This is a genomic window from Amycolatopsis sp. TRM77291 (assembly GCF_054166285.1).
Window position 1 is genome coordinate 7,015,380 of sequence record NZ_JBSZHF010000001.1, and the last position, 11,881, is coordinate 7,027,260.

Below are 11,881 nucleotides of genomic sequence, written 5' to 3' on the forward strand. Positions count from 1 at the left end.
ATGCCGATCCAGGTGCTGCTCATCGACGACCACGAGGTGGTGCGGCGCGGTCTGCGTGACCTCCTCACCGACGAGCCCGACATCGAGGTGGTCGCCGAAGCGAGCGGGGTCGACGAGGCCCTGGCCGTGGCGATGCACGTCGAGCCGGACGTCGCGGTGGTCGACGTGCGGCTCGGCGACGGCGACGGCATCGCGCTCTGCCGCGAACTGCGGTCGAAGCCGAATCCGCCACAGTGCCTGATGCTGACCGCGTTCGACGACGAGGAGGCCATGGTCGGCGCGATCATGGCCGGCGCGGCCGGGTACCTGCTGAAACAGGTCCGCGGCCAGGACGTCGTCAACGCGGTCCGCGAGGTCGCGGCGGGCCGGTCGCTGCTCGACCCGCTGTCGACGGCGCGGGTGCTCGACAAGCTGCGGCATCCGCCCGAGGACGAGCTCGGCTCCCTCACCGAACGCGAGCGCGAGGTGCTGGAGCTGATCGGGCAGGGCATGTCCAACCGGGAGATCGCGGAACGCCTGTTCCTCGCCGAGAAGACGGTGAAGAACTACGTGACGTCGGTCCTCGCGAAGCTGGGCATGCAGCGCCGCACGCAGGCCGCGGCGTGGATCGCGCGCCGGGACAGGTAGTGCGCGAAAAACGTACCCCCCCCCCGTCGTTTTGGCCGAAGGTCCCGATCGAGCCGGGGTTCCGTTCCTGGTTGACCAACGCTCCCGAACGACGGCTCCTCGTGGTCGTCCGGACGTTGACGACGTTGAACCGGCTTCAGGACATCCTGACCCTGACGAGCGCCGACCTCCGGATCCAGACCACCTTCACCTTCGACGAGGCGCGGCCGGGCATCCTTTCGGCCGGGGTGAGCGACGCGTTGCGTGCCCTGCGCGTCGCCGTCACGCCGTGGGAGCAGGCCGCTAAGAACACCTTCGACCTCATCCTCGCGGCGAGCGAGAACGACGCCCTGCACGAGCTGAACGGGCCGATCCTGCTGGTGCCGCACGGAATCGGTTACCAGAAGTACTACCCGGGCGGACGGGTCACGTCGGGGATGGATCCGGACCGGCTCGTGCACCACGACCGGGTGATCCCGGCGGCGATCGCGCTTTCGCACTCCGTGCAACGGGAACAGCTGAAGTCGGCTTGCCCGGAGGCGCTGGACCGGGCGGTCGTCGTCGGCGATCCCTGTCACGACCGGATGATGGCGAGCAGGCACCGGGTGACGGCGTACCGCGCGGCGCTCGGCGCCGGCGACCGGAAGATCGTCACGATCGCGTCGACCTGGGGCGGGCATTCGCTCTACGCCACGCATCCGCATCTGCCCCACCGGCTGCGGACCGAACTGCCGCTCGACGAGTACCAGATCGTCCTCACCCTGCATCCCGGCGTGTGGGCGGCGCACAGCCCGTGGCAGCTGGAGTCGTGGCTACGGCCGGAACTCGGCGCGGGGCTCACCCTCGTTCCCCCGGACCACGGCTGGCAGGCCGCGTTGCTGGCCGCGGATTGCGTGATCTCCGATCAGGGATCCGCCGCGCTGTACGCCGCCGCGGCGGGCAAACCGGTGCTTCTCACCGCGTCCGCCACCACCACGACGGTGGACGACTCGCCGCTCGCGCTGCTGACCCGCGTCGCGGCCGAACTAGCGCGCGAAGGGCTTCGCGAGCAGATCGACGCGGCCATCGAGAACCATGTCCCGGAGCGCTACCGGCCGATCGTCGACCAGGCCGTCGAGGACGCCGCGAGCGGTCCCCGGCTGGGTGATGTGCTCTACGACCTCCTGGACCTGAAGCGGCCGGATCCCCGTCCCGCCTTCCCGCCCGTGCCGGATCCGGCGCCGGTGACCCATCCGGTGGCCGCGCTCGCCGTCGGATGGGACGAAACCGGGAAACTGGTCCGGTTTCCCGCGTCCACCCGGCCGGAAAGCCTGCGCCACCGGCATGTTCTCGCCCACGCGGATCAAGCGACCCTGCGCGATCTGGACGGTGCGGCCGTCGTGTTCGCCGAGGATCCGGGCCGGTTCGACGAACTGCTCACCCACTGGCCGCTCGCCCGGCTCGTCGCCGCTCCCGCCCCCGGCGGCTGTCTCGCGCGGGTCCGGGACCGCGGCGATTTCCTGCTGTCCGCGGAAATCGACCCGACCCTCCTGGCGAGTCATCTCTACCTTCTGCTCGCCTCGCACGCGGACGTCGAAGGCACGCACGCGGTCGGCGGGCGGCCGGTCACCGTCTCCCGCTGTTAGCCAGGACCGAACGGAACTCGGCCTCTCGCGGATGCCCCGCGTCGAAGTACGTCTGCCAGGCACGCTGGAAGTGCGTGTGCGCCCGGCCGTGGTCCCCGCGCGCCGCGAAAAGCCTGCCGAACTCCTCCTCGAACTCGGCCGTGTACTGCGTCGCGCCGGACACCAGCCGCCACGCCTCGTGCAGTTCGCGTTCGGCGTCGTCGTAGTGGCCGACCGTCCGGAGGTATTTGGCCCGCACCATGGACACCCGGCCGAGGTTCCGGCTGTCCGACGCGGGGAACTGCTGTGCGGATTCGGCGAGCAACGCCCAGACGTGCTCGTACGCGCCGGCCTTCAACAGCACGTTCGCCAGCATGCGGGTGTGGATGCCGAGCGACCGGCGGCCCGCTTCGGCCATCGCCCGGTCCAGTGTCACGGCTCGCCAGAGGAAGTCCGCGGCGGCCGGGAGAAGCCCTTTCTCTTCGTGGAACCGGCCGCAGAACTCCTGCACAGACGATTCCAGCGCCGGGTTGTCCAGGGCCCGGACCGTTTCGAGCGCCTCCTCCAGCAGCGGCTGGGCGCGGTCGAAATCGTGCAGCAGGAAGTAGGTACGGCCTTGCTGGCTGAGGATCCTCGTGGTCAGGGCCGGTTCGCCATGCCGCCTCGCCGCGAGGAGACCGAAGTGGTTGATGTGTGCGAAAAGCCGGTGGTGCCCGCGGTTGAGCATGAGCACTTCCAGCGCGCCACAGATCTGCCCGAGCTCGACGTCGCGCTTGCGCTCGAAGGCCTGAAACGCCAGCGCGCCATAGGTTTCCCGCGCGTCCTCGACCCAGTCGAGCGGCGCCTTACCCTCGAAATCCGGGGCGGGCACGGAAACCGGCTCGTAGCAACGCAGGCGGTCCGGACTGGTGCGGTGATCCGCGGCGACGGCCTGGTCGCGGAAGAAGACCAGCGCCCGATCGGTCGCGACGTCCCGGGTCCCGCGCCGGCGCGCCCCCTCCCGGATCAGGTTGAACAGCCTCTGCCGGGGAGTGCCGGTCGGCGCCAGGAACCCCGCGTCGGTGAGTTCGTCGAGCGCGTCTCCGGCGGGCTTGCCGAAGACCGCGGTCGCCGACGCGGTCGTGAAATCGGGCCCGGGATGGGACGCCAGCAGTTCGCAGAGTTCCGCGGCGCCGGCGGACAGCTCGGCGAACGACTGCTCGAACGCCATCGCGATGACGTCGACCCCGCCGAGCACCCCGGTCCGCCGGAAATCGGCCAGTACCGAGGCGACCGCGCCGGGGCCGCGCCGCAGTCGTTTGCGGATCCGGACGCCGGCCTGCACCAGGGCGAACGGCATGTGGTCGCACAGCGCGGCGAGTTCGGCGGCGGCGTCGCGTTCCGCATCGATGGCCGCCGGATCCGACGCCTTGCCGAGGAGTTCGAGCGCGAAATCCCGTTCGAGGGAGTCCAGTTCGATCGGCGGAGCGACGTTGCCCGCCAGCAGGTCGTCGTCCTGGCGGATGGCGGTCACCAGCACGAGACTCGACGGCGACGAAGGGATCAGCTCGCGGACGTCCGTGGCCACTTCGGCGTTGTCCAGTGCCAGGAGGAACCGGCGCCGGGCGGTGACCGACCGGTACTGGGCCCACAGCTCGGCGGGGTTCGTGGTCACGAGATTCGTCTCGACCCCGAGCGCGCGCAGGACCCTGGTCGCCACCTCCGAGCGGCGCAGCACGGTGCCGTCGCGATAGTCCGCGAGGTCGACGTAGACCTGATCCGGGTACCGATCGCGGAGGTCGTCCGCGAGCCGATACACGAGCGCGCTCTTGCCGGCCCCCCGCGGGCCGGTGATGACGTGGACGCCCGGCCCCGAAGCGCTTCGCCGTTCCCTGTCCCGGTCGACGAAATGCGCGGGCGAGCCCGGCACATCGCGGACGCCGGTGCCGTCTCCGGCGAGGATCTCCTGCAACCGCTCGGCGAATTCGGGATCGGTTTCGACCAGTTCCCGGACGGCTCGCTCGGCGCCGGCGGGATCCGCGAGCAGCGCCTCGACGTCCTGTGCGGTGCGGCGCCGGGCGAGCCGCTTGGCCACCAGGTCCTTCACCCCGCCGGCGGCGCCGACCGCCAGCGCTTTCACGGCCTCACCCAGAACGGCTTCCCACACGGCGTGTTCCCCTCGTCACGGCTGGTACCGAGGCTATCAACGATCGGCCTCCCCGGCCGGGAGATGGCCGATCACGACCTGCCGGTTGTGGAAGTAGTCGTCCTCACGCAGCACCGTGACGCTGCCGGGTGAACCGCGGAAGTCGACGTATCCGGCCGAATCGAGCGGCATCCGGATCCACGCGGCGATCACGAAGGTGAGCGCACCGCCGTGCGTGACGACGATCTGGTGCTCGCAACGGCTTTCCAGGATCGACTCCATGGCCGCGTACACCCTCGCGGCCATCGCGCCTTTGGTTTCGGCGCCGGGGATTCCCTCGTCGTGCCCCAGCCGCTCGCCGGCCGCGGGTGGCGGGACGAACCTGCTGTCGAGCCATTCCTGCGGTCTGCCACCGGCTTCCCCGTACGACTTCTCGCGCAGCCGCCGGTCCAGGATCGGGGCCACGCCGAGCCGTTCGCCGATCAGTTCCGCGGTCCGCGCGGTGCGGCGCAGATCCGAGGAGTAGAGCTCCACCTCGTCCGGCACCTTCGCCCGCAGCGACTCGGCGACGGCGACGGCCGCGCGTTCACCGTCGAGGGTGAGCTCGGAGTCGAACCATCCACCCACCAGGCGGTCGACGTGGTGGGTGGCCTCCGGATGCGTGACGACGTAGACGGTGCGCATCCTCCGAATCTAAGCGCGCGTCAGTTTCGCGTAGGCGATGACGTTGTCGAGGTAGTTGCCGGTCGACGAGTCGAAATCACCACCGCAGGTGATCAGGCGCAGTTCCGGCCCGTTCGTGTCGCCGTAGACCTTCTCCGTGGGGAAGGCCGCCTTCGCATGCCGTTCGACGGCGTAGACGGTGAACACCGCCGTGATCCCGTCTTCGCGATGGACGAGGGCTTCGTCGCCTGCCTTCAATTCCTTGAGCCGGACGAAGACGCCGGGGACCTTCTTGTAGTCGACGTGCCCGGCGAGGACGGCGGGCCCGATCTCGCCGGGTGCCGGGCCACCGGTGAACCAGCCGGTGGTGATCGCGTCCTGCGGCACCTCCAGGGTGCCGTCACCGGCGAGGCCGAGGTCGATGATCTCGCCGGTGCGGACCCCGATCGCCGGGATCTCGAGCTTCGCGGGCCGGGCGGGCGCGAGCGGCGAGGCCACCGACGGCACCGAGGCCGCCGTGGACACCGTCGGCGGCGACGCGGGCGAGGCGACCCTGCCCGGCGGAGGGACGGTGCACGCGGTCAGCGCGGCCGCGAGCACCACCCCGACGAGCGTGCCGATGACCAGCGGGAACGGCCACCGGCGCCAGGAAGGCCGGATCATCGCTCCGCACGCCGCCGGAGCACCAGCGAAGCGCCCGCCGCCGTCGCGGTCAGCAGTGCCGCGCCGGTCAGCGCGACCGCGGCGACCTCCAGGGGACCGCCGTTGGCCTCGCCGCCGCCGGTCGCGACGCCGCCGACGGGTTTGACCTTGACCTGGCCCGATTTCGCCGGTTCGCCGAAACGGGATTCGCAGGCGTACCCGTCGTGGTCACCGTCGAGTTCGTGCGGGTCCCGCGGGTTCTTCTTGAGCTCGGCCTGCGCGGCGGCCTGCGACGGGAAATCGGCGCAATCCTTGTCGGTGGATCGCGGTGCGGGCGTTTTCGTGGTGCTCGGCGGCGCGCTGGGCGTGGTCGTTTTGGTCGGCGCCGTTCCGCGCTTGGGCAGGTCTTCGCAGGCGACGCCATCCTTGTTTCGATCAAGGCCGTGCGGATCGGAACGATCTTTTTCGAGTTCGGCCTGCGCGTCTTCCTGATACTGGAAGTCGCCGCAGTCCAGATCGGCGATCGCGGGCGCCTCCGCCAGCGCGAACGCGACGGAAGCGGGGCCGAACAAGGAGAATCCGGCGAGGATGACAGCCGTGCCGAGGGCGCGACGAACCGAGGACATGGGGAGTCCTTTCACTGGGAATTCGCGCTCCGAGCGCGTTCGATGCACTTACAATCGCGCACCGGCGCCCGCTGTTACGGATTAATCAGAATTCGCGAACTGTCACTCCAACGAGCGACAAAGGCCGTTAATTTCACACGGTCTGATCGAGTGGCACGTCGAAAGCGACCAAAGTCCCGAGACTCGGGGAAGAATTGATCGAAAAGCGCCCGCCGGACGTCGTCGCGCGTTCGGCGAGATGACGGAGACCGCGTTTGGCCACTCCCTGCGGGACACCGGATCCGTTGTCCCGCACCCGGAGTTTGACGCCTTCCGCGTCACGGCTGAGCGTCACGCGGGTCTCGCTCGCCCCGGAGTGCCTGACCACATTGGACAGTGCTTCGCGCAGGGCGGCGCGGATGTGGTCCGCCTGTTCGGCGGGGATGTCGGCCAGTTCGCCCGAAAGTTCCAAGGTCGGCGGGTAGCCGAGCAGTTCGCCCGCGATCCGCACCTCGCCCCGTGCGGACTCGGCGAGGTCGGTGGCGGTGACCGGCTGGTTCGCGGGTTCCGGGCTGCGCAGGGCGCGCACGGTGCCGCGGATCTCTTCGATGGTCTGGTCGAGCTGGTCGATCGCCTCGGACAGGCGCGCTCCGTCTGCCTGCGCGAAGCGTTTCCGCATGTTCTTGCGGACGCGGTCGAGCTGCATCCCGGCGCCGTAGAGACGCTGCACGATGACGTCGTGCAGCTCGCGCGCGATGCGTTCGCGCTCTTGGTAGAGGGTGACGCGGTGCCGGGCGTTGGCTCCTTCCGCCAGCGCCAGCACCACGCCCGCCTGCGCGGCGAACGCGGTGAGCACCTCGACCGTGCTGGCGGAGAACGGTTCCCCGCCGTGGCGGCGGTACACGGTGAGCGCGCCGAGGACGCGCCCGCCCGCGCCGAACGCCGACGCGGCGAACGGCCCGAAGCCCTGGAGCTCCGGCGGCACGAACGGCGCCGTGCGCGGATCGACGGTGAAGTCCTCGCTGACCACCGGTTTCCCGCCCCTGGCGACCTGACCGGCGGCGGAATCGGCGGAAAAGGCCAGCCCCCGGAGCCCCTGGGTGGTGTCCCCGTGCGCGGCCTCGGCGACCACCTGGCCGTCGTCCGCGCGCACCATGACGAGACCGAGGTCGGCCTCGGCCAGTTCGACGGCGCGGGCGACCACGGTCTCCAGCACGTCGCCCGGGTCTTCACCCGACAGGGCGGTGCCGGTGATCTCGGTGGCGGCGGACAGTGCGCGCGCGGCAAGCGTGGGATCCATGAGCGCTATCGACATTAGTCGGCTCCGGCCATCGCGCGCGCTGTGACGCGGCCCTCCCGCACCTCCAGGATCACGTCCGCGCCGTCGGCTTCGGTGGCGTTGTGCGTGACGTGGACGACGGTCTTCCCGGCGAGGGCCTCGCCGAGCCGTTCGCGGACGGTGCGCGCGGTCGGCTCGTCGAGGTGGGCGGTGGGCTCGTCGAGCAGCACCAGATCGGCCCGCGCGGCACCGAGCACCGCCCGCGCCAGCGCGACCCGCTGCGCCTGCCCGCCCGAGAGCCCGGCGCCGGCGCTGTCGAGCATCGTCGTGAGCTCGACGTCCTCGAGAACCGCCTGGTACAAGGCTTTCCGCAGGTCCGCCTCGGACGCCGCCGGTTTGGCCAGCCGCAGGTTCTCGGCGACCGTGGTCGAAACGAGCATCGGCTCCTGCGGCGCCCAGGCGACATTCCCGGGAACGGCGACGTCGCCCTTGCTCGGCTTGAGGAAACCGAGCAGGGCCGCGACGAGCGTCGATTTCCCGGCGCCGCTCGGGCCGACGACGGCGACGTGCGTGCCGGGCGCGATGTCGAGATCGACCCCGGTGAGAACCGGGCGCTCCGTGCCGGGCCAGCCGAGATCGGCGTCCCGGATCCGCACTCCGCCGGTGCCGGGAACGGCGCTTTCCTCGCTGAGAACGGCCCGTTCATCGCAAGCGGCGAGGCGCAGACGGGCCTGGCGCAGGGTGTCCCAGTGCTGCGCGGCGGGCGGAAGAAGGGAGAGGACCTCCGCCAGCGCGAGCGGCACCAGGGCGACCACGGGCGCGAGGACCGGGTTCAGTGCGCCGGCGGCGACGGCGCTCACGGCGAACCCGGTGCTCACGACGGTGGCGGCCCCCGTCGCCAGGATGATCAGGGCGTCGGCCGCTCCGGCGCCGAAGGCCTGTCGCCGGGCTTCGGCGGTCAGCGCGGCGTCGGTCGTGGCGATTCGGCGACGTCGCTCTTTGTCGACCCCGTACGCGATCAGTTCGGCGGCGGCTTCGAACAGGCTCAGCACCTGCGCCGACACCGAACGCCGTCCGGCGGCCAGCGCACTGGTCGCGCGGCGTTCCACCCGGAGCGCGAGCAGCGGCGCGAACGCGCTGACCAGCACGGCCGCGGCCAGCGCGAGCCCGGCTTCGGGCAGCACGGCGGCCTGGACCGCGACGGCGCCGACGGCCACCAGCGCGACCACGACCAGCGGCGTGATCACCCGCGGAAGCAGGTCGCGCACGGTGTCGGTGTCGCCGACGAGCCGTCGCTGCTCCTCACCGGCCCGCAGCGCGCGAGCCGGGCCGAGCCGCACCAGCGACTCCCACAGCCGGACGCGCAGGCTTCCGGCGATCCGGAACGCGGCGTCGTGCGTGACCAGCCGTTCGAGGTAACGCAACCCCGCACGGCCGAGGCCGAACGTCCGCACGCCGACGATCAGCACCGTCAGGGTCAGGATCGGCGGCTGTTGCGACGCCTTGGCGATCAGCCAGCCCGAAAGCGCGGTCAGCGCGACCCCGGCGAGCAACGCGGCGGCGCCGAGCAACGCGCCGCCGAAGAACCTGGGGTGCAGCAGGTCGCGCCAGGGCAGCGGCTTGACCGTCTGTCCGTCTTCAGTGATTCCGGAATCGGCTGTCGCCGTGGTCGACATGTCGACACCGGGTTTGCGCTCGTGTGCGGCGATGATCGCGGCGGCACCCTCGTCGACGGCTTTGCGGACCGCCGTCATGACGAGCGCGGCGCTGGCCTCGTCGAGGTGGGCGGTGGGTTCGTCGAGCAGGAGCAGCCACGCGCCCGACCGGACCCGCGTCAGCGCCCGCGCCACCGCGACGCGCTGCCGTTGCCCCTGTGACAGCTTGGAAACCGGCCGCTCGGCGAGCCCGGCGAGGCCGAGTTCGGCGAGGACGTCTTCGCCGCCGACCTCCTCGCGGACGGTGCCCCCGCCGAACACCGGCGACTGCGGCACCCAGGCGACGTTCTCGCGCCACCGCTCCAGGTCGGTGTCGGCGAGGTCGGTGCCCCCGACGGTGATCGTCCCGTCGTGTGCCTGCACGAAACCGAGCAGCGTGGCGAGCGTCGTCGATTTGCCGCCGCCGCTGGGCGCGCGCAACCAGGTGATCTCGCCGGGCCGGACGCTGAACGTCTCCCCGTCGGGCGCGAATCCGCCGCGCCTGGCCACGCGCAGTCCGCGGACGTCGATCTCGCCCTTGGCGGGTGTCTCGGAACCGTTGGGCGGCAAGGGTTCCGCGAGCACGTCCGCGACACGGCGGACGGCCTCGACACCGTCTTCGCTGGCGTGGAAGGCGGCGCCGACCGCGCGCAGCGGCTGGTAGCACTCGGGCACGAGGATCAGCACGCCGAGGCCGATGGCCAGCGACAGGTCGCCGGAGACCAGGCGGACACCGATGACGACGGCGACCAGCGCGACCGACAGCGTCGCGATCAGTTCCAGCGCGAACGCCGACGCGAACGCGACCTTCAACGTCTTGAGCGTCGTGCGGCGATGACGTTCGGAGATCTTCCGGACCGTCTCGGCCTGCGCGCCGGCGCGGCGGAACGCGCTGAGGACCGGCAGCGCGCGGACGAGTTCGAGCAGGTGCCCCGAAAGGCGTTGCTCGGCGTCGGCGGCTTCGGCGACGCGCTCGGCGGTGTGCTTGCCGATCAGGATCGCGAACAGCGGAACCAGCGGCACGGTGATCACGACGAGCACGGCCGACGGCCAGTCGGCGAACAGGATCGCGACGCCCGCGGCGAGCGGCACGATCGCGGCGGTCACCAATGCCGGGAGGTATTGGGTGAAGTACGCGTCGAGCGCGTCGAGTCCCTTGGTGGTCAACGACGTCAGCTCGCCGTGACCGCGGCGTGCGATCCATTCCGGGCCGAGTTTCAAGGCGTGGTCGAGGGCTTTGCCGCGCAGCTCCTCCTTCGCGCGGGCGGCCGCGCGAACGGAAACGATCCGCACCGCCCAGCCGGTCGACGCGCGCCCTGCGACGAGCGCGAGCAGCACGGCCAGCTGGGCGGTGCGGTCCCCCGGTGTTCCGCGGACGACCGCGGAGAGGACGTCGGCGAGCAGGAAGGCCTGCCCCACCAGCAGGATCGCGTTGACGAAGGACAGGAACCCGCTGAGGATCAACGCTCGGCGCGCCGCACTCGAAAGTGGAGCCAGCGCGCCGAGCGGACCCTTCCCCGGTCGCGCTGGGTCCATTGTGGACTCCGTGGCGGAAAGGGTGTCGCGGCCGGGAAGTTCGGTCATGGTGCGTGCACCGGTGGGATGTGCCGGGTGCCGATGCGCTTGCGGAACACCCAGTACGTCCAGCCTTGGTAGATCAGGACGGCGGGAGCGCCGAACAGCGCGACCCAGGTCATCACGGTCAGCGTGTACGGGCTCGACGCCTCGCCCGCGATGGTCAGCGTGTTCGCCGGGTCCACAGTGGACGGCAGGACGTTCGGGTACAGGGCGACGAAGATCGCGACGGCGGAAGCCGCGATTACCCCGCCGAGCGCGGCGAACGCCTGACCTTCGCGGCCCATGCGGATCTTGAACCACGCGACGACCGCGGCGACCACCGCGACGCCGATGAGGAACAGCGTCCACAGGTCACCTGAGCGCAACTGCACGACGATGAGGAACCCGAGCAACGGCAGGAGCGCGACCGGGAGCAGGCGGGTGGCCAGGTTCCTTGCCCGGTGGCGGAGGTCGCCTTCGGTCTTGAGCGCGAGGAAGGCGGCGCCGTGGACCAGGGAGAACCCGACGACCGCGATCGCGCCGAGCAACGTTTCGAGGCTGAGGGCGACGAACGGGCCGCCGACCCGGTTGCCGTCGGCGTCGAGCGGGAGGCCGAGGACGGTGGTCGCGAGGAGCAGGCCGACGCCGAACGGCGGGATCCACGAACCGATGCCGATGACGCGGTCCCAGTTGCGGCGCCAGCGATCGGAGTCGACCTTGCCGCGGTACTCGAACGCGACGCCGCGGCCGATGAGCGCGAGCAGGACCACCAGGAGCGGGAGGTACGCGGCCGAGAAGAGCGACGCGTACCAGCCGGGGAACGCGGCGAACATCGCGCCGCCGGCGACGATCAGCCAGACCTCGTTGCCGTCCCAGACCGGGCCGATCGTGTTGACCATGACGCGGCGCTCGGTGTTGTCCTTCGCGAGGACCGGCATGAGCATGCCGACGCCGAAGTCGAAGCCTTCGAGGAAGAGGTAGCCGAGCCAGAAGAGGGCGATGACGCAGAACCAGATCGTTTCGAGGGTCATCGGATGCTCACCTTCCTGGGCTTGGGCTTCCGGTGCTTCCGAGGCTTCGGGGACCGAAGGGCGCTTTCGCCGCAT

At 70.9% G+C, this 11,881-nt stretch carries 9 protein-coding genes; 2 read left to right on the top strand and 7 right to left on the bottom strand.

All coding sequences use genetic code 11. The annotated features are described in order from the left end of the window. Entirely contained in the window at positions 1-627 is a 627-nt protein-coding gene (locus ACXIZN_RS32670; RefSeq protein ID WP_034309658.1) for a response regulator, read from the top strand. A gap of 71 nt (positions 628-698) precedes the next feature. Beyond that, positions 699-2,231 (top strand): hypothetical protein, encoded by a 1,533-nt coding sequence (locus ACXIZN_RS32675; protein WP_457958870.1) that lies wholly within the window; start codon positions 699-701, stop codon positions 2,229-2,231. Here the strand turns inward: ACXIZN_RS32675 and ACXIZN_RS32680 are convergent. The 7 genes from ACXIZN_RS32680 to cydB form a co-directional block, all read right to left on the bottom strand. Next, positions 2,212-4,329 carry an AAA family ATPase gene (locus tag ACXIZN_RS32680; protein ID WP_457958871.1) on the bottom strand — a complete coding sequence of 706 codons (2,118 nt, stop codon included), beginning with the start codon at positions 4,327-4,329 and terminating at the stop codon, positions 2,212-2,214. The genes ACXIZN_RS32675 and ACXIZN_RS32680 overlap by 20 nt on opposite strands. 63 nt (positions 4,330-4,392) lie before the next feature. Beyond that, entirely contained in the window at positions 4,393-5,019 is a 627-nt protein-coding gene (locus tag ACXIZN_RS32685; protein ID WP_457958872.1) for a histidine phosphatase family protein, read from the bottom strand. 9 nt (positions 5,020-5,028) lie between these two features. Continuing rightward, positions 5,029-5,661, bottom strand: coding sequence for a class F sortase (locus tag ACXIZN_RS32690; protein WP_457958873.1), 633 nt, complete (start codon positions 5,659-5,661; stop codon positions 5,029-5,031). After that, on the bottom strand, positions 5,658-6,266 hold the full coding sequence (locus ACXIZN_RS32695; protein WP_457958874.1) for an excalibur calcium-binding domain-containing protein: 609 nt from the start codon (positions 6,264-6,266) through the stop codon (positions 5,658-5,660). Before ACXIZN_RS32695 ends, ACXIZN_RS32690 begins: the two co-directional genes overlap by 4 nt. Before the next feature lie 133 nt (positions 6,267-6,399). Beyond that, positions 6,400-7,545: a GAF domain-containing sensor histidine kinase gene (locus ACXIZN_RS32700; RefSeq protein WP_457958875.1), complete on the bottom strand. Its 1,146-nt coding sequence runs from the start codon at positions 7,543-7,545 to the stop codon at positions 6,400-6,402. A 14-nt stretch (positions 7,546-7,559) separates the two neighbouring features. Further along, the gene (cydC, locus tag ACXIZN_RS32705; protein WP_457958876.1) at positions 7,560-10,802 is read right to left on the bottom strand and encodes a thiol reductant ABC exporter subunit CydC; all 3,243 of its coding nucleotides are present in this window, start codon (positions 10,800-10,802) and stop codon (positions 7,560-7,562) included. Continuing rightward, entirely contained in the window at positions 10,799-11,806 is a 1,008-nt protein-coding gene (gene cydB / locus ACXIZN_RS32710) for a cytochrome d ubiquinol oxidase subunit II (RefSeq protein WP_457958877.1), read from the bottom strand. Before cydB ends, cydC begins: the two co-directional genes overlap by 4 nt. Positions 11,807-11,881 lie beyond the last annotated feature (75 nt).

What these genes read in the sequence shown, in the direction of transcription:
- ACXIZN_RS32670 (WP_034309658.1), top strand. Translation starts at nt 1, where the DNA reads ATGCCGATCCAGGTGCTGCTCATCGACGACCACGAGGTGGTGCGGCGC.
- ACXIZN_RS32685 (WP_457958872.1), bottom strand. Translation starts at nt 5,019, where the DNA reads ATGCGCACCGTCTACGTCGTCACGCATCCGGAGGCCACCCACCACGTC.
- ACXIZN_RS32690 (WP_457958873.1), bottom strand. Translation starts at nt 5,661, where the DNA reads ATGATCCGGCCTTCCTGGCGCCGGTGGCCGTTCCCGCTGGTCATCGGC.
- ACXIZN_RS32695 (WP_457958874.1), bottom strand. Translation starts at nt 6,266, where the DNA reads ATGTCCTCGGTTCGTCGCGCCCTCGGCACGGCTGTCATCCTCGCCGGA.
- ACXIZN_RS32700 (WP_457958875.1), bottom strand. Translation starts at nt 7,545, where the DNA reads ATGGATCCCACGCTTGCCGCGCGCGCACTGTCCGCCGCCACCGAGATC.
- cydC (WP_457958876.1), bottom strand. Translation starts at nt 10,802, where the DNA reads ATGACCGAACTTCCCGGCCGCGACACCCTTTCCGCCACGGAGTCCACA.
- cydB (WP_457958877.1), bottom strand. Translation starts at nt 11,806, where the DNA reads ATGACCCTCGAAACGATCTGGTTCTGCGTCATCGCCCTCTTCTGGCTC.